22 protein-coding genes and 1 pseudogene are annotated in these 24098 nt (G+C 69.1%); 12 read left to right on the forward strand and 11 right to left on the reverse strand.

Annotated elements, in window-relative coordinates; all coding sequences use genetic code 11:
• Positions 1–3 precede the first annotated feature (3 nt).
• Positions 4–654, forward strand: coding sequence for a tetratricopeptide repeat protein (locus tag DFR39_RS06570; protein ID WP_133602740.1), 651 nt, complete (start codon positions 4–6; stop codon positions 652–654).
• A 34-nt stretch (positions 655–688) separates the two neighbouring features.
• Here DFR39_RS06570 and DFR39_RS06575 read toward each other — a convergent pair whose 3' ends face one another.
• The 3 genes from DFR39_RS06575 to DFR39_RS06585 form a co-directional block, all read right to left on the reverse strand.
• A complete protein-coding gene (locus tag DFR39_RS06575) occupies positions 689–2044 on the reverse strand; it encodes an ATP-binding protein (RefSeq protein WP_133602741.1) in 1356 nt (451 codons plus the stop codon).
• The gene (locus DFR39_RS06580) at positions 2041–2733 is read right to left on the reverse strand and encodes a winged helix-turn-helix domain-containing protein (protein ID WP_133602742.1); all 693 of its coding nucleotides are present in this window, start codon (positions 2731–2733) and stop codon (positions 2041–2043) included. Before DFR39_RS06580 ends, DFR39_RS06575 begins: the two co-directional genes overlap by 4 nt.
• A gap of 101 nt (positions 2734–2834) precedes the next feature.
• On the reverse strand, positions 2835–3890 hold the full coding sequence (locus DFR39_RS06585) for a GGDEF domain-containing protein (protein ID WP_162849441.1): 1056 nt from the start codon (positions 3888–3890) through the stop codon (positions 2835–2837).
• 228 nt (positions 3891–4118) lie between these two features.
• Here DFR39_RS06585 and DFR39_RS06590 point away from each other — a divergent pair, with 228 nt between their 5' ends.
• The 8 genes from DFR39_RS06590 (at position 4119) to DFR39_RS06625 (ending at position 13496) form a co-directional block, all read left to right on the forward strand.
• Complete coding sequence (locus tag DFR39_RS06590; protein WP_419789836.1) at positions 4119–5345, forward strand: NAD(P)H-dependent flavin oxidoreductase; 1227 nt, start codon at positions 4119–4121, stop codon at positions 5343–5345.
• 216 nt (positions 5346–5561) lie between these two features.
• A complete protein-coding gene (locus DFR39_RS06595) occupies positions 5562–6278 on the forward strand; it encodes a cobalt ABC transporter substrate-binding protein (protein ID WP_133602744.1) in 717 nt (238 codons plus the stop codon).
• 178 nt (positions 6279–6456) lie between these two features.
• Complete coding sequence (locus DFR39_RS06600) at positions 6457–6792, forward strand: DUF3649 domain-containing protein (protein WP_133602745.1); 336 nt, start codon at positions 6457–6459, stop codon at positions 6790–6792.
• 55 nt (positions 6793–6847) lie between these two features.
• Positions 6848–8998: a TonB-dependent siderophore receptor gene (locus tag DFR39_RS06605; protein ID WP_133602746.1), complete on the forward strand. Its 2151-nt coding sequence runs from the start codon at positions 6848–6850 to the stop codon at positions 8996–8998.
• 2 nt (positions 8999–9000) lie between these two features.
• Positions 9001–10617 (forward strand): PepSY-associated TM helix domain-containing protein, encoded by a 1617-nt coding sequence (locus tag DFR39_RS06610; protein WP_211343816.1) that lies wholly within the window; start codon positions 9001–9003, stop codon positions 10615–10617.
• Between the two features lie 3 nt (positions 10618–10620).
• A complete protein-coding gene (locus tag DFR39_RS06615) occupies positions 10621–10956 on the forward strand; it encodes a DUF3325 domain-containing protein (RefSeq protein ID WP_133602747.1) in 336 nt (111 codons plus the stop codon).
• Positions 10957–11142: 186 nt separating this feature from the next.
• On the forward strand, positions 11143–12264 hold the full coding sequence (locus DFR39_RS06620) for an ABC transporter substrate-binding protein (protein WP_133602748.1): 1122 nt from the start codon (positions 11143–11145) through the stop codon (positions 12262–12264).
• Positions 12265–12383: 119 nt separating this feature from the next.
• On the forward strand, positions 12384–13496 hold the full coding sequence (locus tag DFR39_RS06625; protein WP_133602749.1) for an ABC transporter substrate-binding protein: 1113 nt from the start codon (positions 12384–12386) through the stop codon (positions 13494–13496).
• A 51-nt stretch (positions 13497–13547) separates the two neighbouring features.
• Here the strand turns inward: DFR39_RS06625 and DFR39_RS06630 are convergent, their stop codons facing one another.
• Genes DFR39_RS06630 through DFR39_RS06650 form a run of 5 tightly spaced genes read right to left on the reverse strand, consistent with a single transcriptional unit; the run spans position 13548 to position 17421 of the window.
• Entirely contained in the window at positions 13548–15395 is a 1848-nt protein-coding gene (locus DFR39_RS06630) for a hypothetical protein (protein ID WP_133602750.1), read from the reverse strand.
• Between the two features lie 2 nt (positions 15396–15397).
• Entirely contained in the window at positions 15398–16111 is a 714-nt protein-coding gene (locus DFR39_RS06635) for a PilW family protein (protein WP_133602751.1), read from the reverse strand.
• Positions 16111–16533, reverse strand: coding sequence for a type IV pilus modification PilV family protein (locus DFR39_RS19805; protein ID WP_162849442.1), 423 nt, complete (start codon positions 16531–16533; stop codon positions 16111–16113). The genes DFR39_RS06635 and DFR39_RS19805 overlap by 1 nt, the downstream gene beginning before the upstream one ends.
• Entirely contained in the window at positions 16517–16996 is a 480-nt protein-coding gene (locus DFR39_RS06645) for a type II secretion system protein (protein WP_133602752.1), read from the reverse strand. Before DFR39_RS06645 ends, DFR39_RS19805 begins: the two co-directional genes overlap by 17 nt.
• On the reverse strand, positions 16996–17421 hold the full coding sequence (locus DFR39_RS06650) for a type IV pilin protein (RefSeq protein ID WP_133602753.1): 426 nt from the start codon (positions 17419–17421) through the stop codon (positions 16996–16998). Before DFR39_RS06650 ends, DFR39_RS06645 begins: the two co-directional genes overlap by 1 nt.
• Before the next feature lie 212 nt (positions 17422–17633).
• Here DFR39_RS06650 and DFR39_RS06655 point away from each other — a divergent pair, with 212 nt between their 5' ends.
• Positions 17634–18527 carry a DMT family transporter gene (locus DFR39_RS06655; RefSeq protein WP_133602754.1) on the forward strand — a complete coding sequence of 298 codons (894 nt, stop codon included), beginning with the start codon at positions 17634–17636 and terminating at the stop codon, positions 18525–18527.
• Positions 18528–18531: 4 nt separating this feature from the next.
• Positions 18532–19320 carry an SDR family oxidoreductase gene (locus DFR39_RS06660; RefSeq protein WP_133602755.1) on the forward strand — a complete coding sequence of 263 codons (789 nt, stop codon included), beginning with the start codon at positions 18532–18534 and terminating at the stop codon, positions 19318–19320.
• A 72-nt stretch (positions 19321–19392) separates the two neighbouring features.
• On the opposite strand, the gene DFR39_RS06665 is transcribed toward DFR39_RS06660, so the two are convergent.
• On the reverse strand, positions 19393–20421 hold the full coding sequence (locus DFR39_RS06665) for a CsgG/HfaB family protein (protein WP_162849444.1): 1029 nt from the start codon (positions 20419–20421) through the stop codon (positions 19393–19395).
• A gap of 98 nt (positions 20422–20519) precedes the next feature.
• Positions 20520–21437: a DMT family transporter gene (locus DFR39_RS06670; RefSeq protein ID WP_133602757.1), complete on the reverse strand. Its 918-nt coding sequence runs from the start codon at positions 21435–21437 to the stop codon at positions 20520–20522.
• Positions 21438–21506: 69 nt separating this feature from the next.
• On the opposite strand from DFR39_RS06670, the pseudogene DFR39_RS06675 reads away from it, so the two are divergent.
• A pseudogene (locus tag DFR39_RS06675) lies at positions 21507–22498 on the forward strand (quinone oxidoreductase family protein).
• Here the strand turns inward: DFR39_RS06675 and DFR39_RS06680 are convergent.
• Positions 22478–24052 carry a hybrid sensor histidine kinase/response regulator gene (locus tag DFR39_RS06680; RefSeq protein ID WP_162849445.1) on the reverse strand — a complete coding sequence of 525 codons (1575 nt, stop codon included), beginning with the start codon at positions 24050–24052 and terminating at the stop codon, positions 22478–22480. The pseudogene DFR39_RS06675 and the gene DFR39_RS06680 overlap by 21 nt on opposite strands.
• Positions 24053–24098: the final 46 nt, after the last annotated feature.

The following is a 24098-nucleotide window of genomic DNA, read 5'->3' on the forward strand; positions in this document are numbered from 1 at the left end:
CTTATGAACAAGTTCAAGGCCGCCTTGCTGAGCACGGCCCTGCTGGGCGCATGGCTCGGCCCTCTTCAAACCGCGCTGGCCGGCGCGCTGGAGGACGGCATCATCGAGATCCAGCAGGACTGGGCGGTGATCCGCTACCAGACGCCCGCGGCCGAACGTGAGCGGCGCTTCGAGGCCCTGGCGGCCAAGGCGCACAAGCTCAGCGAGACGCATCCCGGTCGCAGCGAACCCCTGGTCTGGGAGGGCATCGTCGTGAGCTCCTGGGCCGGCGAGAAGGGTGGCCTGGGCGCCCTGGGCCTGGTCAAGCAGGCCAAGACCCTGTACGAGCATGCGATCAAGATCGATGGGCAGGCGCTGGATGGCTCGGCCTACAACAGCCTGGGGGTGCTCTACTACAAGGTCCCCGGCTGGCCGCTTGGCTTTGGCGACAAGGACAAGGCGCGCGAACTCCTGCAGCGTGCCTTGCAGATCAACCCCAAGGGCATTGACGCCAATTACTTCTACGGCGAGTTCTTGCTTGAGAACAAGCAGACGGCCGAGGCCGTGAGCTATCTGGAGCGCGCGATGGCGGCACCGGCCCGCCCGGGCCGTCAGGTCGCGGATACCGGTCGCCGCGAAGAGGCCCGGGCCCTGCTGGAGAAAGCCCGGCATTGAGCGGCGCGGTGGCGGGCCAGGCCGCCGCAGGGCCTCAGGCGTGGCTGTCGCCGGGCTGGCGCGGCGGCGCGAGATGCAGGCTGACGCACACACCCTGGCCATCGGCGCAAGGGCCGAAGTGCAGCGTCAGCCCATGCAGTTCCGCAATGCGCCGCACGATGGACACGCCCAGTCCGCTGCCGCCTTCGGCCTGCCCGCTGGGCCGGTAGAAGCGCTCCCCCATGCGCAGCAACTGCTCCGCGGGCAGCGCCGGGCCCTGGTTTTCCACCCGCAGCCCGTCGCTCTCAAACGCGAGGCGGACCACGGAGCCCTGCGGGCCGTAGCGCAGGGCGTTGTCCAGCAGATTGCGCAGCATCACCACCAGCAGATCGGCGTCACCTTGAAGGGGCAGGGCGCTCGCGCCCTCGGCGGGCCAGTCGCACTCCAGCTCGATATGGCGCCGCTCGGCCAGGGGGAGCAGGTCGACCAGGGCCTGCTCCGCCACATGTCGCCAGTCCACCGCGGCACGGCGCAGGGGCTCGGCGCCGGACTCCAGTCGGGACAGCGCCAGCATCTGGTTGACCAGCCGGTCCATGCGTTCCAGACCGCCACCCAGGCGGGCCTGTGCCTCCAGGCGCTCTTCGTCCGTGCGCGAGCGGCTCAGCACATCCCACTGCGCGCGCAGAACGGCCAAGGGCGTGCGCAGCTCATGCGCGGCGTCGGCGGTGAAACGGCGCTCGCGCTGAAGCTGGGTGTCTACCCGTTGGAACAAACCGTTCATCGCGTCCAGCAGGGGCCGCAATTCCTGCGGGGCTCGGCCGGCATCCAGGGGCTGCAACTCGTCCGGGCTGCGCCGGCGCAGCTCCGCACTGAGCGTCTGCAAGGGCTGCAGCGCCCGCTTCACGCCCCAGGCGCTTGCCAGCAGAAGCAGGGGCAGCACCATGAGCCAGGGGGCCAGTTGGCTGCTGGTCAGGTTGAACACCATTTCCTGGCGCTCGTAGACGCGCTGCCCCGCGGCCACCAGCCAGGCGCCATCGAAGGACTGCAGGTAGTAGACCCGCCAGGGCTCGTGTTCCAGCTCGATATCGGCAAAACCGGCGGACTGGCTCTGACGCGGCAGCAGCACACCCTCCCGGTCGCTCATCAGCAGCTGCCCCTGTGCATCCCACACGGCAATGGCGAGATCGCGCACATCGGCCTCGCCCATATCTGTTCCCGGCCCGAGAGCATCGCCCGACACCTCGGGGCCGCGTAATGTGGCCTGCACCTGGCGCGCGAGGCGGATCATCTCCGAGTCGTAGAGCTCGTTGACCTCGTGCCGCGCTCGATCCACCGAGATCCACAGCGCCAGCGCCCAGACGAGCGGGGCGCTGAGCAGCAGGTAGAGGAGCAGGCGGCGGCGCAGGCTCATCGGGCGGCTTCCGCGCCGGCGTCCGGAAGGCATGTGCCCAGGGCGTAGCCCAGACCGCGGACGGTGCGCACCACGCTGGGCCCCAGCTTGCGGCGCAGATGATGGATATGCACCTCCAGGGCATTGCCCTCCGGAGCCTCGTGGCCCCAGTCATAGAGCTTGTCCTTCAAGGCCTCCTTGCTCAGCACGCGCTCGGGGTGGCTCATCAAGACCTCGAGCAAGGAAAGCTCGCGGCCGGTGAGCTCCACCGACTGGCCATCCCAGCGCACCAGCTTGGCGGCGATGTCGTACTCCAGCAGGCCGTGCTGCCACAGGGTCTGGGCGCGCCCGCTGGCCCGGCGCAGCAGGGCACGCAGCCGGGCTGCCAGCTCGTCGATGGTGATGGGCTTGATCAGGTAATCGTCCGCGCCGGCATCCAGGCCGGCAATCCGCTGCTCGATGCCATCTCGTGCGGTGAGCACCAAGACCGGCAGGGTCCGGCCGCGCTGGCGCCAGCGCTGGAGCCAGACAATGCCGTCGCCACCGGGCAGACCCAGGTCGAGAACCAGGGCGTCGTAGGCGGTGCTGGCCATGGCGGTGTCGGCACTGGCGCCATCGCGAAACCAGTCCACGGCGTGCCCCAGCTGGCGCAGTCCCAGGCTCAGGGCCTCACCCAGCTGGGCGTCGTCTTCGGTCACTAGGAGGCGCATGGTCGCTGGGTCTTTGTCCTTGCGGCCATCATAGACGGGCGGGTGCGTCGAGGTCCCTCGCCAGGGCCCCGCACCAAGGCCTTGCTCGAGGGCCTTGCGGATCAGGCCGCGCGCGCTGCCAGTACCGTGACGCAGTTGCGGCCGCTGCGCTTGGAGGCGTAGAGCGCCCGGTCGGCACGTTCGAAGAAGTCATTGGCGCTTTCGCCGGGGGCCAGCTGTGTGACCCCCAGGGACAGGGTCACGCGTTCTGCCGCCTTCTCTCCATTGGCCCGGCGTATGCTGCTGCTGGCAATGGCGGTACGCAGCTGTTCGGCCAGCTGGCGGGCCTGCAGCAGCGGCGTATCGGGCAGCAGCAGGGCGAACTCTTCGCCGCCCACGCGGGCCGCCAGTCCGGGCTCGCTGATCATGCGCTGCATGCTCTGGGCGACGGCGCGCAGCACCTGGTCGCCGAAAGAGTGGCCGTAGCTGTCATTGACGCGCTTGAAGAAATCGATATCGCCCAGGACCAGGCACAGCGAGGGCTCCTGGGGGCTTGCCGGGGCTTCATCGGCCCGCAGGCAGCTCGCGAGCCGGCGCTCGAAGGCGCGGCGGTTGGCCAGGCCGGTGAGCGCATCCACCAGCGCCTCGCTGCGGGCCAGGCTGACCTCCTCGCGCAGCGCGGCGATCTCGCCGTGGCTGGCGTCCAGGCGCTGCTGCAGGGTGCTCATGGCCTGGCGCATCTGGCGCGTCTCTTCCATCAGGGACTGCAGCTGCTCGCGGGCCCGGGCATTGAGCGTGCTTTCGTCCAGCAGCTGACGACTCCACTCCAACAGGGACTGGTCGAAGCGCGCGGTGCGGTCCCCCGCCTCGGCGGCGGTGCTGGCCATATTGTCCAGAACGCGGCTCAGGCCTTCGCTGACCCGCCGCGCATCCTCGGGGTCCAGCAAGGGCTCGGCCAGGTGCTCGCGGTACAGGGCCGCCGTGTCGTCTTCCTCCAGGACGCTGCCGTCGCGGGTGCGCTCGCGCACGGCCTGCATCAGGCCCGGGTTGCGGCCGCTCACGAACTCGTACCACACCGCATAGCTGATGGGGTGCAGGGCCGTGCGTTGACGCGTCATCAGGGGCAGGGCCAGCCGCAGGTATTCCGCGCTGCGCGCCATGCTGTCCGGGTATCGCATTGAATCCCTCCTGTGCATAGAGGCCAAGCCCGGCGGGCGCGACCCCCGGGGGTGCGCCACATGGCTCGCCTTGTTCTTGCACCGCTGTTTCGGCGCCGCGGCGGCGGGCTTGATGGTCCGGAGGGCACGGCACTACACGGATCTGCCTCAAGCGTGATATCCGTCAACGTTTCGGGGGTCGGCGCGCCTTAGGGTTCGCCATCCTTGCTGAAGCCGCGAGTGCTGCCCATGTCCCAGAACGCCCAGAACGCCCGGATCGACCCTCAGATGAATGACTGGCTGGACCGTTCCGGCCTGAGCCCTCTGCGCTTGCGCGGGGGGCGCAGCCTGCTGCCCATCGTGCAGGGTGGCATGGGCGTGGGCGTCAGCGCCCAGAGCCTGGCGGGCGCTGTCGCGGCCTCCGGGGCCATGGGCACCCTGAGCTCGGTGGACCTGAGGCGCCTGCATCCCGATCTGATGGCCCGCTGCGAGGGGCTGCATGCGGGTGAGGCCGCCAAGCGCGTGATCGAGGCCGCCAACCAGCAAGCCCTGGCACGCGAGATCGCCGGTGCGCGCGAGCGCAGCAAGGGGCGCGGCGTGCTGGCCCTGAATGTGATGCGCGCGCTCAGCGACTATGCGGCCTCGGTGAAGACCGCCCTGCGTGAGGGGATCGATGCCTTGGTCGTGGGCGCAGGTCTGCCCCTGGATCTGCCCGATCTGGCTCAGGATCACCCCGACACCCTCTTGATTCCCATACTCAGCGATGCACGCGGCGTGCAGCTCATCGTCAGGAAGTGGGAGCGCAAGCAGCGCCTGCCCGACGCCATCGTGATCGAGCATCCGCGCCTGGCCGGCGGGCATCTGGGGGCGGCCAAGGTGGCCGATCTGGGTGACGGACGCTTTGACTTCGAGCGCGTGATCCCCGAATGCCTGGAGTTCTTCGAGAAGGCCGGCATTGCGGGGCTCATCCCCCTGATTGCCGCCGGGGGCGTACGCAGCCATGCCCAGATCCGCCATCTGCAGGGCCTGGGGGCCGCCGCGGTGCAGCTGGGCACGCCCTTTGCCGTGACTCAGGAGGGCGATGCCCATCCCGAGTTCAAGCGCGTGCTGGCCGAGGCCCAGGACAGCCAGCTCGTCGAGTTCACCAGCGTGGCCGGCCTGCCGGCGCGCGCCCTGGCCACGCCTTGGTTGCGCAACTATCTCAAGGCCGAGCCCCGGCTGCAGGCCGTGGCCCAGGTCAAGGCGCGCTGCACCAAGGCCTTCGACTGCCTGGCTCAGTGCGGCTTGCGCGACGGGCTCAAGGGCTGGGGGCAGTTCTGTATCGACAACCAGCTGGGCGCGGCCCTGCGCGGTGATCTCAGCAAGGGACTGTTCTTCCGCGGCGTGGGCGCCTTGCCCTTCGGCCCCGAGATCCGCACGGTGCGGGAGCTGTTGCAGCGACTGCTGGAGGCCGAGCCTGCACTCGCCGCAGCCTAGCGGCAATACCTGACCCTGGGGCATTTGCCAGCAGCTCAGTTTTGATTACAATGAGAATTATTCGCAAATAGCGGAGTGGGCTGCGTCAAAGCAGTCCTCTGCCAGCTCCTGGGCCCCCGGACCCTTCGCCAGCATCCAAGCCCCGGCCGCCATGGTCGGGTCGATGGCGGCGGTCAGCGTTCGCCATCCTCTCAAACCTCGTTAGGATTGCATGCCATGCTGAAGAACAAGCTGCTGCTTTTGCCCGTGCTGCTGTGGATGGCCACACAGGCCGAGGCCCATCAGATCTGGATTGAACAGGATCTCCAAGGTGCGCGCCTGTACCTGGGTGAGTTCGGCGAAAACCTGCGCGAAACCTCGCCGGGCATGCTGGACAAGTTCGTGCAGCCTTCGGCCACCCTGCTCACGGCCAAGGGGGACATCCCCGCGGCGCTGAGCAAGCGTGGCAATGCCTTTGGCATTGACGGTCGGGCCATCAGCGGCGAGTCCCTCATCGCCCAGGAAAACGCCTATCCCGGTTGGGAGCGCAAGCAGGGCGACAAGGTGGAACGCCACGTCTGGATTCCGGCCGCGCGCTGGATCAGCGACTTCGTCGCCCGTCCGGCCCGCCTGACCCTGGACCTGGTGCCCACCGGCAAGCCCGGCCAGTTCCAGGCCTTCTACAAGCAGCAAGCCCTGCCCGAGGCCAAGGTGCAGGTGCTCACGGCTTCTGGCTGGGGCCGCGAGTTCGTGGCCGACAAGAGCGGTCTGCTCCAACTCAGCCTGCCCTGGAAGGGCAGCTATGTGCTGGAACTCAAGCACACCGACAAGCAGGGCGGCGAGCGCAATGGCCAAGCCTGGGACGTGGGGCAGTTCGTCACCACCCTGGCCTTCAGCCTGAACCAGGGCCTGGAAGCCCTGCCGGCACCGCCGCCGGCCAAGCCCAGCCCCTGAGGCGACTCGCGCCCAGCACTCCGCAGGGCGCTCTTCCCCTGATACCGAACCACTCCCTGGCCTGATCCGCGCGTGAAGGCCTGAGTGCGAGCCGCGGCATGCCTGCGCGGCGCGCCTTCGGTGTCGGCTTCTGTCCGTCTCGTCTCCGGCGCCTTGCGGCTGCCGGTGGGGCTTGGTCATGTCCAAAACATCTGCAGGCGCTCAAGCGGCCTGCGGCCGATCAGCGGCCGCCTGGCGCTATCGCGGCGCCGTCTTCTCGCGCGCCCTGGCGGCCCTGCTGGGCGGCTACCTGCTGGCCGCTGCGGTGGCGGCCGCCTGCGCTGTCCATTTTCCCGGCCTGCTGGGCGCCGCGCGCAGCGAGGCCACCGTGGGCGGCGCCATGCTGGCGTATCTGATCTACGCCCTTGCCTTCATGACCGCCTTTGCCTGCCGCAGTGCCTGGCGTGCCTGGGCTTGGATGCTGGGGCCGGCCCTGCTGCTGGGGGCCAGCGTGCTGCTGCCGCTCTGGTTCTGAGCCTCGTTTTCTTCCTTCCACCCTTCCTTCCACCCATCTCCTGCTGTTCCTCACGATGAAAACTCTGCACCCCCTGAGCCTGAGTCTCCTGGCCCTGCTGATCGGCCAGGCCTGGGCCGACGAGGCCCCACGCGCTGCCGACGCTGCCGATGCCGCCAACACCTTGCCGCTGGTCCGTGTGCAGGGCAGTAAGGAGAGCGCCACCGGGCCGGTGCCCGGCTTTGTGGCGCGCCGGGCCGGCAGCGGGCTCAAGAGCGACATCCCGCTGATCGAAACGCCCCAGTCCATCGCCGTGGTCACGGCCGACCAGATCGAGGCCCAGGGCGCCACCACGCTGCGCCAGACCGTGGGCTACTCGGCCGGTGTGGTCTCGGCCTATTTCGACAGCCGGGTGGACAGCATCAGCGCCCGTGGCGGCAATGTGGCCCAGTACCAGGACGGCCTGCTGCGCAGCTACGGCACCTACAACACCGCAAGACCCGACCCCTTCACGCTGGAGCGCGTGGAGCTGGTGCGCGGCCCGGCCTCGGTGCTCTACGGCCAGGGCAGTCTCAATGGCGTGCTGAACCTGGTCTCCAAGCGTCCACAGTTTGAAAGCCGGCGCGAGCTGCAGCTGCAGCTGGGCAGCCATGAGCGCAAGCAGCTGGCTCTGGATCTCACGGGCCCGCTCAGCGAGCAATGGGCCTACCGCCTGGTCGCCATCAAGCGCGACAGCGGCACCCAGGTCGACCATGTGAAGGACGACCGCCTGCTGCTCGCGCCCTCGCTCACCTGGCAGCCCAGCGCAGCCACCTCGCTCACCCTGCAGGCGCTCTACCAGCGCGACAAGAGCGGTTCCCTGATCGGCTTCTTCCCCTGGCAGGGCACGCGCCTGCCCAACGGCAGCCAGGGCCAGATCCCCACCTCCGCCTTCATCAGCGAGCCCGGCTGGGACGCTTATGACAGCGACCAGGATTCGGTGGGCTATCTCGTCAACCACCGCCTGAACGCCGACTGGACCCTGCGTCAGAACCTGCGTCACACCAAGAGCGCGGTGGACTACCGCACCATCTACACCAGCTTCAGCACCACGGCGCGCCGCCCGCTCTTCAATGCCGACGGCCGCCGCGTGGAGCGCGATCTGGTCTGGCAGCTCAATGGCGGCAGCATGTCCCTGCTGGACACCCAGCTCGAAGGCCATTTGCGCATGGGCGCCTGGAAGCACCAGCTGCTGCTGGGCCTGGACGCGCAGAAGAACGACAGCACCCAGCGCAGCTTCCGCGGCCGTGCGCCGGCCATCGATGTCTATGCACCGGTCTACGGCAACTTCACGCCGCCGGCCGCCAGCGCCCTTGCGGCCCAGCCCACGGTGGACCAGCGCCAGCTGGGCCTGTATCTGCAGGACCACATCAAGTTCGACGAGCGCTGGGTCGCCGTGCTGGGCCTGCGCCATGACCGGGCCAAGACCGAGACCCAGGGCCGCCCCGAGGCCAAGGTCGACGACAAGGCCACCAGCAAGCGCGCCGGTCTGCTCTATCTGGCCGATGGCGGTTTCTCGCCCTATCTGGCCTACACCGAGTCCTTCCTGCCCCTGGGCGGTGTGGACTTCTACGGCAAGCCCTACAAGCCCCAGGTGGGCGAGCAGTGGGAGGCGGGTCTGAAGTGGCAGCCGGCCGACAAGCGGGTGTCCGCCACCGTGGCGCTCTACGATCTGCGCGACACCAACCGCAAGACCACCGACCCCAGCCAGCCGCTCAACAGCCTGCAGATCGGCGAGGTGCGCGTGCGCGGTCTGGAGCTGGAGAGCGCCGGCAGCCTGGACAGCCGCCGCTGGGGCCGCTGGGACTGGACCCTGGGCTATGCCTACACCGATGCCAAGATCAGCCGCAGCAATGCCGGCGATCAGGGCCAGGCCGTGGCCGGCGTGGCCCGCCACAACGGCTCGGCCTGGCTCACGCATCACTTCAGCCTGGGCGGGCGAAGCGGCTTCAGCGCGGGCGCGGGCCTGCGCTATCTGGGCGCTTCCTGGTCCGGCACGCCCCTGATCAGCACGCCGGCCGCCACCCTGGTGGACGCCATGCTGGCCTATGAGCAGGACGACTGGCGCCTGGCGCTGAATGCGGTGAATCTGGCCGACAAGGTGCAGATCACCCAGTGCCTGGCGCGCGGTGACTGCTTCTACGGCCAGCGCCGCACGCTCAACGCCACCCTCAGCTACCGCTTCTGAGCATGAGAGCCGACGGCGCGCGCGAGGGCTTGCGCCAGGCCATGGCCTGGCTGCACACCTGGGTGGGCCTGCTGCTGGGCTGGTTGCTGTTTGCGATCTTCCTGACCGGCAGCCTGGCCTTCTTCAAGCATGAGCTCAACCACTGGAGCCGGCCCGAGCTGCTGGGCCATGGGCCGGCCGCGCCTCTGGATGCGGCCCAGCTGGCCCAGGCCGAGGCGCGGCTGCACGAGGCCGCGCCGGGCGCGCAGAGCTGGCGCCTTACCGCCGCGGACGAGCGCCGGCCCCTGGTCCAGCTGGGCTGGCGCGAGGCCGCGGCTGCGGGCCAGCGCGCGCGCTTAGAGCAGCGCTGGCTGGACCCGGCCAGCGGCCAGCTGCTCAAGCCACGCGAGAGCTTCGGCATCGGCGAGTTCTTCTACCGCTTCCACTTCGAGTTGCGCTCGGCCCAGCAAAGCCGCTGGATCACCGAGGGGCGTTGGCTGGTGGGCCTGGCCACACTTTTCATGTTCGTGGCCCTGATCAGCGGCGTGATCACGCACCGGCGCATCTTCAAGGACTTCTTCACCTTCAGGCCTCGAGCCAAGGCTGCGCAGCGCGCCTGGCTGGATGCCCACAATGTGAGCGGCGTGCTGGTGCTGCCCTTCTACTTCTTGATCACTTTCAGCGGGCTGATGATCATGCACACGCTCTACATGCCGGCCGGTATCGCCGCCGTCTACGGCCTCAAGGGCGGCAGCTACTTCAACGAACTTGCCGGCGACCCGCTGCCGCGCGGGCGCGGCTTCAATGCGGCGGCGGGGGAGGGCCAGGCCTTGCCCCGGCTGGGCCAGGCGCGCTGGGAGGCTCTGCTAGCCGAGGTGCGGCGCGAATGGCCCGCCGGGCCGCGCAGCCGCATCGAGGGCGTGGCCCTGCTGCGCGAGGGTGGCCAGACCCTGGTGGAGTTCAGCCGCCACGAGGGCGACCGCCTGCAGTACCGCAGCCCGCGCCTGATCTTCGAGGCCGAGAGCGGCCGCCGCCTGCATCTGGCCGATACCGCCGCGCCCGCCGCCCGGACCTATGGCGTGCTCTACGGTCTGCACATGGCGCGCTTCGCCGATTGGCCGCTGCGCTGGCTGCTATTCGGTCTGGGCCTGCTGGGCTGCGCCATGATCGCCACCGGCCTGCTGCTGTGGAGCGTCAAGCGTGCGGCCGAGGATGATCGCCGCGGTCTGGCCCGACCCCTGGGGCGCCGTTTGGTGGACACGCTCAATCTGGCCGCTATCGCCGGCCTGCCCCTGGCCATGGCCGCGCTCTTCTATGCCAACCGCCTGCTGCCCCTGGATCTGGCGCAGCGACCCGATGCGGAACTCCAGGTCTTTTATGCGGCCTGGGGCCTGAGCCTGCTGCTGGCAGCCGCCTGGCCAGGCCGGCGCGGCTGGCGCGCGCTCTTCGGCCTGGCGGGTCTGGGCTTTGCCGGTCTGGCCCTGCTGCTTGCCGGACCCTGGCCCATGCAACTGGCTCTGGGCGTGGCGGCGCTGGTGCTGCTGGGCCTGGCCTGGCGCTGCGGGCCGCGGCGTGGGGCCGTGAGCAGCCCGGCGCCGACCGCAAGCGCATCCCTGGTCACTGCCGGGCAGGGGGACTGAGCCATGGCGTTTGCGCATCAAGTGCTGTGCAGCCTGCTGGGCTTTGCCTTGCTGTGCCTGGCCATGGATAGGCATCATGAGGACGCATTTGGCCGGGCGCCCAGCCGGCGGCGCCAGCAGGGCCTGCGCGCCCTGGCGGTGCTGGCCGGGCTGGCATCCACCTGGACCCTCTGGGGGCGGGCGGACTGGGGCCTGGCCTGGGCCGGTTGGAGCGCCCAGCTGTCCCTGGGCGCCTTGCCCGTGGTGGCCGTGGCCACCTGGCGCGCCCGCTGGCTGCCCGCTGCCAGCCTGTGCGCGGCGGCGACGGCCTTCTTGCTGAGCCTGGGGCGCTGGGGCTAAGCTCGGAGCACCACACCCGCGGCGTTGCTCGGCCGCCACGGCTGGGCGGCCCGGGGCGCCGTGCCAGCCCGGGACCTGGGCCGGCACCGGGCATTTGCTCACACCCGGGCATGGGCGTACAGCGCCCGCGGGCCAGGCTTTGCCACAATCCGCGGTCAGGACAGACCTTTCATGAGCCCAATCCCCATGCCCTCTTTGCCCCTCAAGCTGCTGGGCGCCGTGCTGGCGCTGAGCGCCTGGACCCTGCCGGCCCTGGCCCAGATCAAGATCGGCCAGACGGCCGGCTTCAGCGGCCCGGTGGCTGCCGGGGTCAAGGAGACCAGCGAGGGCGCGCGCCTCTACCTGGACGCCGTCAATGCCCAGGGCGGCGTGGGCGGGCAGAAGATCGAGCTGATCACTCTAGACGACAAGTTCGATCCCGAGCTCAGCGCGGCCAACGCCAAACAGCTGATCGAGCAACGCGGTGTGCTGGCGCTTTTTCTGAGCCGCGGCACGCCCCAGACCGAGGCCTTGTTCCCCTTGCTGGCCCAGCACAAGCTGGCCCTTGTTGCGCCGTCCAGCGGCGCCATGCTGCTGCACAAGCCGGTGAACCCCTATGTGTTCAATGTGCGCGCGACCTACCAGCGTGAAGCCGAGCAGGCCGTGCAGCATCTGGTCAGCCGGGGCGTTCAGCGCCTGGCCCTGGTGCAGGTGGATGACAGCTTTGGCGACGATGGCGCGGCCGGCGTGCTGCACGGCCTGCAGGTCGCCAAGCTCAAGCCCAGCGTGCACCTGAAGTACCCCCGCACCCAGCCCCAGCTGGCCCCGCTGATGAAGCAGGTGGCCCAGGCCGATGCCCAGGCCCTGATCTTCATCGGTGCGGCCGAGCAGGTGGCCGAAGGCACCCAGGCCCTGCGCGCCGCGGGCTCAACGGCCCAACTGCTGACCCTGTCCAACAATGCCACGGCCGGCTTCATCCGCCTGATGGGCGCCCAGGCCCGCGGCGTGATCGTGAGTCAGGCCTTCCCGGCCGAGCGCTCCATCAGTCTGGCCCTGGTGCGCGAGGCCCAGGCCCTGGCCAAGGCCCGCAAGCAGGAGCTCTCGCCCGGCATGCTCGAAGGCTTTACCGCCGCCAAGGTGCTGGTGGAGGGGCTGAGAAAGGCGGCCAAGGACAAGGCCCTGGACCGCGCCGGCCTTGTTCGTGCGCTGGACAGTCTGGGCAAGCTGGACCTGGGCGGGCTGGAGCTGGGCTACAGCCCGGCCGACCACACGGGCCTGGACTACGCCGACATGGCCATCATCGGACCCGACGGCAAGTTCTGGCGCTGAGCCCCGGTGCCCGAGCCGGGCGCGGGGCGCAGGGCGGACAATTGCTCACAACTTGCCGGTCTGCGTCAAGGCTGCCATGCTGGCGCGCGGCCACAATCCGCGCCGGAGGTGACACCACGATGCAAACCATCATCAAGCAGACCCTGCTGGCGGCCGCGCTGGCTCTGAGCCTACCCGTCTGTGCCCAGATCAAGATCGGCCAGACGGCCGGCTTCACCGGCCCGGTGGCCGCCGGGGTCAAGGAAATTACCGAGGGCGCGCGCCTGTACCTGGATGCGGTCAACGCCCAGGGCGGCGTGGCTGGCCAGAAGATCGAGCTGGTCTCGCTGGACGACAAGTTCGACCCCAAGCTCAGCGCGCCCAATGCCAAGCAGCTGATCGACCAGGGCGTGCTCGCCCTGTTCCTGACCCGCGGCACACCGCAGAGCCAGGCCATCCTGCCCCTGCTGGCCGAGCACAAGCTGGCCCTGGTGGCGCCCTCGACCGGCGCCATGCTGCTGCACAAGCCCGTGAACCCCTATGTGTTCAATGTGCGCGCCACCTACCAGCGTGAGGCCGAGCGTGCCGTGCTGCACCTGGCCGGCATGGGTGTGAAGCGCATCGGCCTGGTCCAGGTGGACGACAGCTTTGGCGAGGACGGTGCGGCCGGCGCCCTGCGCGGCCTGGAGGCCTCCAAGCTCAAGCCCGTGGCGCATCTCAAATACCCGCGCGCCAACCCCGGCCTGGCCCCGCTGATGAAGCAGATGGCCCAGGCCGATGCGCAGGCCCTGATCTTCATCGGCGCGGCCGAGGCGGTGGCCGAGGGCGTGGAGGCCCTGCGCGCCGCTGGCTCCAATGCCCAGCTGGTGACCCTGTCCAACAATGCCTCGGCCGGCTTCATCAAGCTGCTCAAGGGCCAGGCCCGCGGCGTGGTGGTGAGCCAGGTCTTCCCCTCGGAGCGCTCGCTGAACCTGCCCCTGGTGCGTGAGGCCCAGGCCCTGGCCAAGGCCCGTCAGATGGAGCTGACGCCGGCGGGCCTTGAGGGCTTTACCGCCGCCAAGGTGCTGGTGGAAGGGCTCAAGCGCGCCGCCAAGGACAAGGATCTCAGCCGAGCCGGCCTGCTGCGGGCCCTGGACAGCATGAGCAAGTTCGATCTCGGCGGCCTGGAGCTGAACTTCAGCCCCAGTGACCACACGGGCATGGACTATGCCGATGTGTCCATCATCGGGCCGGACGGCAAGTTCTGGCGCTGATTCAGTCAGGCCCACACCAAAACGCCGCAGCCTGGGTCGCGGCGTTTTCCTTTAGCGGTAGCGCGCCCAGAGCAGGCGGCTGCTGGCGGGGGCACCACCTCCGCTGGGGTTCTCACCCGGCTTGAAGCTGCCAGGCAGATTGCGCAGGTCGATGGTGGTGCTGGCGCCGAAGCTGCTGCCGCCGGACTGGGTGCCCAGTCGGGCCGCCACCACATGGCCATGCACCACGGTGCTGCCGCCCGTGATCAGCACATCGCCGGCCAGCACATCACCGTAGACATGGTTGGCTGCGCTCAGGTCGATGCGCCCGCCGCTGTAGACGCCGCCCACACTGCCACCCGCGGCAAAGGCGATATTGCCCGCAGGCTGGGGCTTGATCTCGGCCGAGCCCGCCGGGCAGTAGGCCAGGGGCCGCAGGCCCGGGAACTGGCTGTTGCTGCAGACCTTGGCAAAGCCCGCATAGTTCAGCGCCTCGGTCACGTTGTTGCCCGCGGTGATGATGTTGCCCGTGGCAATGAAGCTGTTGGCATAGCTGCCCTGACCGGCGCTGAGATTGCCCTTGAACCAGGCGACGCCGGGCGCCATGCTCAGGCCCGCCAGCACCCAGGTCTGGGTGGCGGGCTGATAGCTCAGGCAGCTGTTGTACTCGGAAAAGCCGGCGCAGATCTTGGCCAGGCAGCTGGCGGCGCTGTAGCTGCTGCTGGTGCACAGCCAGTCCTGCTTGTCGCCCTGGCCGGTGAGGAAGTAGCGCCCGTCGGGCAGGCCCTGGACCTGGCTGACCTCGACCACGGTGCGGTTCTGGGCATCGCGCTCGAAGCGGTAGTTGGCGGCGCTGCGGTACTCGTAGGCATCGATGCGGGGCTGGCTGATGGTCTGTGGTGTGAGCGGCTTGATGTCCACCACCAGACCGGCCTGACGCTGCATCTTCACCTGTGTGTTCCAGCCCGGCACGCTGAGGGTCTGGCCGTAGAAACCGCTGGCCACCGCCCCGTTGCTGCCCTCGCTATAGCTGCGCTCGACCAGGGCCTGGCCGCTGATCTGGGCATTGCTGGCCGTGGCACTGCCACGGGTTTTGAGCTGGCCCAGCTTGGCCGAGCCCAGCTGCGCATCCCCGATGGCGGCCACCGACACCAGCTCATTGCTCTCCAGCTTGACCCGCCCGTTGGCCGTGAGGCTGCCGGCCTTGACGCCGCCGCTGAGCGTGATGTCCTGCATGGCATTGAGCACGCTGTAGCTGCCACTCCCGCTGAGTGCGATGCTGCCCTCGGAGAACACCGTGTTGATGCTGGTGGATCCGCCCAGGGTGATGTTGCCGCTGGCGTAGAGCTCATGGATGCCGGCCAGACTGCCGGCGCCGCTGACCCGTCCATCCACTACCATGCGCGCCTTCTCATCGCCCAGCAGCTTGAGATCGCCGGAGAGATCGAGATTGCCCTTGATATTGATGGGCAGCTTGCCCCCCGAGCCACCGCCGCCGGCTTGGCCGTTGGCGCAGTACACCAGGCCTAGCAGGGCTTGCGCACCACCGCTGGAGCCGGCGATCTCGCTGGCGATGCGGGTGCCGCCCTCGCAGTCGGCATGACTCGGGTCGACGCGGCTGATGCGGGCGCCGACACCGTCCAAGCCCTGGAAGTTCACGGCGCCGAGCTCCAGCTTGGCGGCCTCGCTGGCCCCCAGGGGATAGAGGTACTGGCGCAAGGCCTCGGCCCCGCTCCAGGCCTTGAGCTGGGCTTGGGTCTGGGCATGGACGGTGCGTGACTGCGACTGGGAGGCCCGCAGATGGGCGGCGGCGGCCAGCACCAGGGCGCTCAGTCCCAGGCCCAGCAGCATCATGAAAACCACCGAGGACACGCCGCGCTGAGGGCGGGAGGGCGCGGTGGGGCGAGGTGTCGGGGCCATGATCATTCGCTCAGGTTGGACAGGCAGGAGGTGTAGCGGTTGCGGCTGCCCGCCACGCTGCCGACATAGGCCAGCCCGACTTCCACCGCCGCGCTCGGCGCCGGGCGTCCCGTCATGGCCTGGGGCAGGGCGCCATAGGGCCAGCAGCCGGCATTGCGGCGCACATCCAGGGCGACCGGGTCGGCCAGCAGCTCGGCGGCCACCAGGCTGCGCCGCTGCCATTCCAGCTGCTGCCAGCGCGTGGCCAGCGGCTGACAGTTGCCCTGTACCCGCAGCAGCACCAGGGCCCGGCTGACGGGATCGGCGTACAGACCCTGGCAGACCTGGCGGGCCGGATCGGCCGAGAGCTCGGGATTGCTGGCCCAGAGCAGGGCATTGCCCGGGCTGGCGGCATTGCCCAGCACCACGGGGCGGCCTTCCAGGCGGGCGCCGTCCAGACGCGCATCGCGCAGCAGCAGCAGATGCTCTGTGGCATTGGGCTTGCTCAGGCCGAAGCCGGCCTCCTGCAGCAGCATCTGCGCACTCAGCAGGCCGGAGGCCAGCTGACCGTCGATGCGGCTGGCCGCCACCATGCCTTGCGGGCCGCTGGTCTGTTGCACCGCGGTCTTGTAGAGCGCCAGGCCGCTGATGGAGGCGATCAGGGCGATCACCATGCCCACCATCAGGGCCACCAGGCTGGCACCGCCTTGACGACGGCTTGTGGAGTGATGGCGCATCAGTTCTCCAGCGTCAGGGTGCCGGGGCCCAGCAAGGTGTCGGCACTGAGCTCGTAGCGCATGTGTACCAGGGTGGTGCTGGCGCTCGGACCATTGGGAGCCTGCACGGTAACGGCACTGACCCGGCAATGTTTGTCCACCTGGCTGATGCTGATGTCGCTGCCCAGGCTCAGCGTGGCGCTGCGGCTGGCGCTGCCGCTGCTGGGGCAGCCCAGGGCCATGCCATCACGCTGCAGTTCCGCCCGCAAGCCTTGCACGGCCAGGCTTTGCGCCTTGTGGTACTTGGCGGCGACCAGGGTGCGGCCCAGGGCATGGGCCATGCCCAGGCCGACCACGCCCAGCAGCACCATGGCGACCAGGGCCTCCGTCAGGGACAGGCCGCGCTGCTGGCGGCGCCCGCGCTTGTCAGTCCAGGCTGCCATCCAGGCTCTCCTTGTTGCGCTGTACGCGATAGCTGAGCTCGTTGCCACAGGCGGTGTTGCCGATCTGGGTGTCGATAAGGCGGCCACTGCTGTCCATGGCCAGGCAGGCTCGATCGGCGCCGGCCAGCCGCACCGTGGCGCTGGGCTGCGCCTGAAGCCTGGCGTTCTCGCAGCTGGCCTGGGCCGGCTGGCCGCTGAGCACGCACAGCTGGCCGGGCTGGTTGAGCAGCACGGCCGCGGCCTCGCCCATGGGGCGCCCCTCGGCATTGCGCAGTGCCAGGGCCTTGAGCTCGGCCACCGCCTGGCGCAGCTGGGCCTCGGACTGGCGTACCGCCGCCTGGTCCACCCAGGCGCCCGTCAAGGCCGTGCCGACGGCGGCCATGAGCAGGCCGATGGCCAGCACCATCATCAGCTCCACCAGGCTCAGACCGCTCTGGTGGCGGCGTGCGTACGGGCTCTGCATCACCAGCTGCTGAAGCCGCAGGCGGCGCTGACACTGCGCCGGTTGTCATGGCTGAGGCTCAGATTGCAGCCAGACAGGCGGCCCTGTCCCTTGGCATAGAGGGTGTAGCTGCTGGCCGTGCTGACCAGGCTGTAGCTGAAATGGCTGGCCTGGGTGGGTGACCAGGCGCTGAACATGGCCGTGGTGGCAGCGGTTTCGCTGGCATTGACGGGGTAGCTCAGCTGCAGCTGGTAGCGATTTTCCAGATTCAGTGCCAGGGCCGAGAGATCGGCCGCGGCGTCCTTGGCCCGGCTGCGGTCGATCAGGCGGGCGTAGGAGGGAATGGCGATGGCCGCGAGGATGCCCGCCACGACAAGGGCGATCATCAGCTCGACCAGGGTGAAGCCTGTTTGGGCTGCAGGACCGGTAGCTTGGACTCTGTGCATGGGTTCCCCAGGGATGAAAAATACCAAAAACGAGAAGTGGTATCTCAACACCAGTAAATTTGATACCAATTGTAGAATTGGTGCTAAGGGTTTACCCTTTGTGCGAATGGCGCTGTCGTGGATTTGTGCGCGCTTGCGGCTGCTGCGGCGGGGGAGGGCGGCTTATGCCCTTGCGAAGGCCGCTGCCGACCGGGCTTTCTACAATCCGGCCAATGTCCTCAGACAGCAAGACGCCCTGGCCCGGTCTGGCCCTGGCCTCCCTGGGCGCCGTGGCGTTCTCGGGCAAGGCCATCATCGTGAAACTGGCCTACCGCCATGGGGTGGATGCCGTCACCCTGATCATGCTGCGCATGCTGTTTGCGCTGCCGCTCTTCCTGCTGCTGGCCTGGTGGGCGGGGCGGGGCAAGCCGGCCCTGAGCCGGCGCGACTGGATCGCGGTGCTGGGCCTGGGCTTTTCGGGCTACTACCTGGCCAGCTTTCTGGACTTTGCGGGCCTGGCCTATATCTCGGCCAGCTTCGAGCGCCTGATCCTCTATCTCAACCCCACCCTGGTGCTCTTCCTGGGCTGGATCCTCTTCAAGCGCCGGGTCACGGGCCGGCAGCTGCTGGCGCTCTCGGTGAGCTATGCGGGCGTGCTCCTGGTCTTCGGGCAGGAGCTGCATCTGCAGGGCAGCGATGTGGTGCTGGGCGCGGCCCTGGTCTTTGGCAGCGCGGTGAGCTATGCGCTCTATCTGGTCTACAGCGGCGAGGAGGTCAAGCGCCTGGGCGCCATGCGCCTGACCGGCCTGGCCACCACGGTGGCCTGCCTGCTGTGCATCGCGCAGTTCCTGCTACTGCGGCCGGTGGCGGGCCTGGCCGAGCTGGCACCCCAGGTCTGGTGGCTGTCCCTGCTGAACGCCACGGCCTGCACCTTCTTGCCGGTGCTGGCCGTGATGATGGCGATCGAGCGCATTGGCGCCACGCTGGCGGCCCAGACGGGCATGATCGGCCCCATGTCCACCATCCTGATGGGCGTGTGGATCCTGGGCGAGCCCTTCACGCCTCTGGTGGCCGTCGGGACGGTTTTGGTGATGGGCGGCGTGTGGCTGCTCACGAGATGGAGATGAAACGATGGACTTGGGACTGAAGGGCCGCTGGGCCTTGGTGTGTGGGGCCAGCAAGGGCCTGGGGCGCGGCTGCGCCGAGGCGCTGGCGGCCGAGGGCGTGAATGTGGTGATCACGGCGCGTGGCGCCGAGGCCCTGGAGGCCACGGCCGCCGCCATTCGTGCAGCCCATCCGGGCGTGGAAGTGCGCACCGTGGCCGGCGATATCGCCACGGCCGAGGGCCGGGCCGCGGCCCTGTCCGCCTGCCCGCAGGTGGACATCCTGGTGAACAATGCCGGCGGCCCGCCGCCCGGTGACTTCCGCGACTGGGGCCGCGAGCAGTGGCTGGCGGCGCTGGAGGCGAACATGCTCACGCCCATCGAGCTGATCAAGGCCACGGTGGACGGCATGGCCGAACGCGGCTTCGGCCGGGTGGTGAACATCACCTCGGGCGCGGTCAAGGCGCCCATCGATGTCCTGGGCCTCTCCAACGGCGCCCGCTCGGGCCTGACCGGCTTTGTGGCCGGGCTCGCGCGCCAGGCCCGTCTGGCGGGCCGCAATGTGACGATCAACAATCTGCTGCCCGGCGCCTTCGACACGGAGCGCCTGCAAAAGACCCTGGCGGCCGGTGCGGCCAAGAGCGGGCAGGCGGCCGATGAGGTGGCGGCCAAGCGCCGCGCCGGCATCCCGGCCCAGCGCTTTGGCACGGCGGCCGAGTTCGGCGCCGTCTGCGCCATGCTTTGCAGCCAGCAGATGGGCTATCTCACCGGCCAGAACATCCTGCTGGACGGCGGCGCCTACCCGGGTACCTTCTGAGCCCGCATAGACAAAGCCCGGCCGGCCGCCGGCGGCCGTACCGGGCTTATGTTCAGCCGAGGCTGGGGCTTGTTACTGCTTGCGCAGCAGCACCTTCTTGACCCAGCCTTCGCCCTTGGGCGACTGCACCTTCAGGAAGCCGTCCTTCTCCTCGCCCAGGTAGAGCACCTCGTCGCTGCGGGCCAGGGTTTGCAGCTCGGGCGCCCCGTCACGCGGCAGGCGCAGCACCTTGGCGCCACCGATCTTGGGCACCATCACATCACCTTCTGCCGCGGCATTGGCCTGCACGCTCTTGGCCGCATTGGCCTGGGCCGCCGCACCCGCCTTGGGTTGGATGATGGAAGGATTGTTCTTGATGGCGCGAACGATGTTGTTCCAGTTGTCCACGAAGGAGGCGGTGATCACCTTGCCCTCATTGGTGTTGGAGTAGCCGCCGGCGCCCACGCCCACGCCGCCGCCGAAGAGGGCGCCGCCCAGGGAGAAGTCGGCCTTCTCGGCGCTGCCCTCGGCCGCAGCCACCTGGATGCCCGAGCGTGCATCCACCAGCAGCATGCTGGTCTGGGCCTGCTTGAACTTCAGGCCGCCAGCGATGGCGCCCAGGGCCCGGCCGGCACCACCGAACAGGCCGAGCACGCCCGCGCCCACGCCGCCGGCATTGTTCTCGGAGAACACCACATTGGGCGTGACCAGGAAGTCGGCCGTGACCATCTGACCCTGGCCCATGTTCGAGCCCTGCTGCAGCATGCCGGACTGGGCCAGCTGGCGTTCTTGCATCATGTTCTGCATGGCCACGCCGCGCTCGATGACCTGGAAGCAGTTGGACTGCTGGATGATCATCCGGATCAGGCCGTTGGGCGAGGCCAGGCCGTAGCCGCGCAGGCGCACCAGCAGATCGTCCTGCGGCTCATGCACGGCAATCGTGCCCTTGGGGGCGTCGCAGCGCTCCAGCTGGCTGTTGGCGTTCTGGGCGCCGTCCGGGCCGGCGCTGCCGGTGGCCACCGAGCCGCCCTTGCCCAGCTCCTGGGCCGCGGCGACGAGGGGGATCAGGGCCAGCAGGCCGCAGACAGCAGGGGTGCGCCAGGCGCGGGCTTTGGATGCCATGTGTGAACTCCCGTTTCTTGGATGACAAGCGAAAACGCGGATTCTGGCAGTCACCCTCGGCTGCTCACACCCCATGAATCAACTTCATGCGGACTCGCTCACGAAGTGCCGCGAGGGCGTCGCGCCGAGACCACGATGCCACTCACGATCAGGGCGAAGGCCGCCCCGTGGTACCAGGCCGGCCACTCTCCCAGCAGTGCGGCCGACATCAGGGCGGCAAACACCGGGGTCAGGTTCACGAAGAAGGCGGCCAGGGCCGGACCGGCCTCGGCCACGCCCTGGCCCCAGCAGCGGTAGGCGATCAGCGAGGGGCCGATGGCCACATAGACCAGGGCCAGCACCAGGGCCGGGCCCCAGTGGATGGGCTGCTCGGTCCAGAGCTGCTCGGCGCCGGCACAGCCGGTCGCGAAGATCAGGCCGAAGACCAGCTGGCTCATCATGGTCTCGGCCCAGTTCCAGGCCGGCTTGTCCTCGCCCCGCATATGGGCCGGCGGACGCGCCAGCAACCAGCTGTAGAGCGCCCAGGAGAAGATGGCCAGCAGCATCAGCAGGTCGCCGGGCAGGAACTGCAGCTCGGCCAAGCGGCCCAGCTCGCCATGCGTGATCACGAAGGCCACGCCGACCAGGGAGAGCATGGCGCCCAGCAGTTGGGGCCGCGTGGGCTTCACGCCATAGACCAGGGCCCCGATGGCCATCATCCACACCGGCATGCTGGCGGTGATCAGGGTCACGTTCAGCGCGGTGGAACTGCGCAGGGCCTGGTATTGCAGGGCGTTGTAGCAGCCCATGCCCAGCACGCCAACGAGCGCCAGATACGGCCAGCGTCGCAGCAGCGGGCCGGGCTGGCGCAGCAGCCGCCAGGCCAGGGGCAGCAGCAGCAGGAAGACGATGCTCCAACGCATGGCGTTCAGCAGCAGCGGCGGCACGCTGTTGGCCACCAGTCGCCCGACTACGGCATTGCCAGCCCAGAGCAGAGGTGGCAGGGTCAGCAGGATGGCGAGGCGGGGCGTCAGCATCGGGGCGGGCACGTTGCGGCAAAGGCTGGCACGATAGCGGAACTTCCATAGCCGATGAGGAGCAAGTCGATGAGCCGAGGCGAGCAAGCCGTCCTGATCCAAGCCCCCGGTGGGCCCGAGGTGCTGCAGTGGACCCCTGTGGAGGTGGGCGAGCCCGGCCCGGGCGAGCTGCGGCTGCGCCACCATGCCATCGGCCTGAACTACATCGACATCTACCACCGCAGTGGCGCCTACCCACTGCCGCTGCCGGCCCGCCTGGGCATGGAGGCGGCCGGCGTGGTGGAGGCGGTGGGCGAGGGCGTGACGCATCTGGCCGTGGGCGACCGCGTGGCCTATGCCAGCCAGCCACCCGGAGCCTATGCCACGGCCCGTCTGATGCCGGCGCGCTGCGTGGTGCGATTGCCGGAGGGCATCGCTTTTGAGGCCGGCGCGGCCATGATGCTCAAGGGCCTGACCGCCCAGTACCTGCTGCGCAAGACCCTGCCCCAGGGGGGGCTGGCGGCGGGCGACTTCGTGCTCTTCCATGCCGCGGCCGGTGGCGTGGGCCTGATCGCCTGCCAGTGGGCGCGCGCTCTGGGCCGCGCCTGATCGCCACCGCCGGCTCGGACCAGAAATGCGCGCTGGCCCTGGAGGCCGGGGCGGCGCATGCCATCAACTATCGCCGCGAGGACTTTGCCGCTCGCGTGCGCGAGATCACCGGCGGCCAGGGCGTGAAGGTGGTGTACGACTCCGTGGGCCTGGACACCTTCGAGGGCTCGCTCAACAGCCTGGCACCCTTTGGCCTGCTGGTGAGCTTTGGCAATGCCTCGGGCTTTGCGCCCCCGGTGCCGTTGGGCCATTTGGCGGCCAAGGGCTCGCTTTATGTGACCCGGCCCACGCTCTTCACCCATCTGGCCACGCGCGAAGCCACCCAGGCCATGGCCGACGATCTGTTTGCGCGGGTGCTGGCCGGCGACATCAAGATCCGCGCGGAGCAGCGCTACGCGCTGAACCAGATCCAGCAGGCCCATCGCGATCTGGAAGCCCGCAGCACTGTGGGCTCAGGCGTGCTGCTGGTCTGAGGCGCTGGCGCGCTCCGGGCTGTTGGCCGATGCGGCAGCAGCGCTGCAGCCCGGTGCAGCAGGCTCGGCGGGGTCGGCTTTATCGCTCGGTCGCGCCACCGCCGGCGCGCGTTGCAGCAACAGCTCAAAGCTGAAGCAGGAGCCGGTGCCAGGCTGGCTTTCCACCATGACCTGGCCGCCCATCAGGCCCACCAGGCGCTGCACGATGGTCAGGCCCAGGCCGGTGCCGCCGTAGCGGCGTGTGATGCTGCCGTCGGCCTGGGTGAAGGGGTCGAAGATCTGCGCGATCTGCTCGCGCGTCATGCCGATGCCGGTGTCCTGCACCGAGAAGCGCAGGCGGGCCGGGCCCTCGCTGGCGCCCTCGTCCAGGCGCAGCACCTCCAGGCGAACCTCGCCCTTCTCGGTGAACTTGAGCGCATTGCCTACCAGGTTCACCAACACCTGGCGCAGGCGCAGGGCATCGCCCTGCACATGCAGGGGCACGCCGGGCTGCACGCGGGCATGCAGGGCAATGCCCTTGTCGTGGGCATGCAGCAGCAGGGGCTGCAGGGCTTCGCGCAGGCAGTCGTGCAGGGAGAAGGGTTGCTGCTCGATCTGCACCCGGCCGGCCTCGATCTTGGCCACGTCCAGCAGGTCATTGATGATGACCATCAGGCCCTTGGCCGAGTTGTGGGCCAGCTCGATGAACTTGCGCTGGCGCTCGCTGAGTTCGGTCTGCAGCACCAGCTCGGTCAGGCCCAGCACGCCGTTCATGGGTGTGCGGATCTCATGACTCATATTGGCCAGGAAGCTGCTCTTGGCCTGGCTGGCGGCCTCGGCGGCGACCCGAGCGGCCTCCAGCGCGGCCTGGCTGGCCTTGAGGTCAGCAATATCGCGGGCATTGAACTGCATCACCAACTCGCCGGTGACCGGATCGCGCATGGGGCGCGCGTCCACGCCGTGCCAGCGCCGGCCGGCCGTGGTGACCAGTTCCAGATCGGCCGCAAAGCTCTGGCCGCGCTGCACCTGACCGAAGACGCGGCGGGCCAGATCGGGATCGGGGAACATGGCCAGAAAGGCCTTGTTGCCGCGCGTCTCGGCCAGACCGAAGGCGGTGGCGGCCGCGGGGTTGCGCATCAGCACCGAACCATCACGCAGGCTGAACATGGCGATGCGCACCGAGGTGTGCTGCAGGGCCTCCACGCCGCGCAGCATGCTTTTGTCAACGCCGGCGGGCAGGGCGTCGGCGGCAAACAGCATGACCTGGCGGCGGTCCGGCGTGCGGATGCCGCGCGAGACCAGCAGCACCGTGGTGGCCTGGCCTCGCGGGTAGAGCGTCCACTGCTCGCGCACGATCTTGCCCTGGGCGTGGTCGGCGGCGGTGACGGCCAGGCGCTCCTTGACCATGGGCGTGGTGTCGGAGAAATCGCGCGAGAGGAACTCCTCGGCGCTCTCGGCGCGCCAGAAGGAGAGGGCGGCCGCATTGGCCCAGAGATTGCGCTGGCGCTCCTGGTCGAAGACCCACATGGGCACATCGAGCCAGTCGTAATGCGTCAAGCTGGAGAAGTCGAGCATGGGCGGCGGCGTTGTCAACGCCCTGGATTGTCGCTGGGGCGGCGTG

The organism is Roseateles asaccharophilus (assembly GCF_004362405.1).
GTDB lineage: Bacteria > Pseudomonadota > Gammaproteobacteria > Burkholderiales > Burkholderiaceae_C > Kinneretia > Kinneretia asaccharophila.

Excerpts from the sequence above, each read along its gene's own strand:
- DFR39_RS06570 (WP_133602740.1), top strand. The coding sequence starts at position 4 with ATGAACAAGTTCAAGGCCGCCTTGCTGAGCACGGCCCTGCTGGGCGCA.
- DFR39_RS06575 (WP_133602741.1), bottom strand. The coding sequence starts at position 2,044 with ATGAGCCTGCGCCGCCGCCTGCTCCTCTACCTGCTGCTCAGCGCCCCG.
- DFR39_RS06580 (WP_133602742.1), bottom strand. The coding sequence starts at position 2,733 with ATGCGCCTCCTAGTGACCGAAGACGACGCCCAGCTGGGTGAGGCCCTG.
- DFR39_RS06585 (WP_162849441.1), bottom strand. The coding sequence starts at position 3,890 with ATGCGATACCCGGACAGCATGGCGCGCAGCGCGGAATACCTGCGGCTG.
- DFR39_RS06590 (WP_419789836.1), top strand. The coding sequence starts at position 4,119 with ATGTCCCAGAACGCCCAGAACGCCCGGATCGACCCTCAGATGAATGAC.
- DFR39_RS06595 (WP_133602744.1), top strand. The coding sequence starts at position 5,562 with ATGCTGAAGAACAAGCTGCTGCTTTTGCCCGTGCTGCTGTGGATGGCC.
- DFR39_RS06600 (WP_133602745.1), top strand. The coding sequence starts at position 6,457 with ATGTCCAAAACATCTGCAGGCGCTCAAGCGGCCTGCGGCCGATCAGCG.
- DFR39_RS06605 (WP_133602746.1), top strand. The coding sequence starts at position 6,848 with ATGAAAACTCTGCACCCCCTGAGCCTGAGTCTCCTGGCCCTGCTGATC.
- DFR39_RS06610 (WP_211343816.1), top strand. The coding sequence starts at position 9,001 with ATGAGAGCCGACGGCGCGCGCGAGGGCTTGCGCCAGGCCATGGCCTGG.
- DFR39_RS06615 (WP_133602747.1), top strand. The coding sequence starts at position 10,621 with ATGGCGTTTGCGCATCAAGTGCTGTGCAGCCTGCTGGGCTTTGCCTTG.
- DFR39_RS06620 (WP_133602748.1), top strand. The coding sequence starts at position 11,143 with ATGCCCTCTTTGCCCCTCAAGCTGCTGGGCGCCGTGCTGGCGCTGAGC.
- DFR39_RS06625 (WP_133602749.1), top strand. The coding sequence starts at position 12,384 with ATGCAAACCATCATCAAGCAGACCCTGCTGGCGGCCGCGCTGGCTCTG.
- DFR39_RS06630 (WP_133602750.1), bottom strand. The coding sequence starts at position 15,395 with ATGGCCCCGACACCTCGCCCCACCGCGCCCTCCCGCCCTCAGCGCGGC.
- DFR39_RS06635 (WP_133602751.1), bottom strand. The coding sequence starts at position 16,111 with ATGCGCCATCACTCCACAAGCCGTCGTCAAGGCGGTGCCAGCCTGGTG.
- DFR39_RS19805 (WP_162849442.1), bottom strand. The coding sequence starts at position 16,533 with ATGGCAGCCTGGACTGACAAGCGCGGGCGCCGCCAGCAGCGCGGCCTG.
- DFR39_RS06645 (WP_133602752.1), bottom strand. The coding sequence starts at position 16,996 with ATGCAGAGCCCGTACGCACGCCGCCACCAGAGCGGTCTGAGCCTGGTG.
- DFR39_RS06650 (WP_133602753.1), bottom strand. The coding sequence starts at position 17,421 with ATGCACAGAGTCCAAGCTACCGGTCCTGCAGCCCAAACAGGCTTCACC.
- DFR39_RS06655 (WP_133602754.1), top strand. The coding sequence starts at position 17,634 with ATGTCCTCAGACAGCAAGACGCCCTGGCCCGGTCTGGCCCTGGCCTCC.
- DFR39_RS06660 (WP_133602755.1), top strand. The coding sequence starts at position 18,532 with ATGGACTTGGGACTGAAGGGCCGCTGGGCCTTGGTGTGTGGGGCCAGC.
- DFR39_RS06665 (WP_162849444.1), bottom strand. The coding sequence starts at position 20,421 with ATGGCATCCAAAGCCCGCGCCTGGCGCACCCCTGCTGTCTGCGGCCTG.
- DFR39_RS06670 (WP_133602757.1), bottom strand. The coding sequence starts at position 21,437 with ATGCTGACGCCCCGCCTCGCCATCCTGCTGACCCTGCCACCTCTGCTC.
- DFR39_RS06680 (WP_162849445.1), bottom strand. The coding sequence starts at position 24,052 with ATGCTCGACTTCTCCAGCTTGACGCATTACGACTGGCTCGATGTGCCC.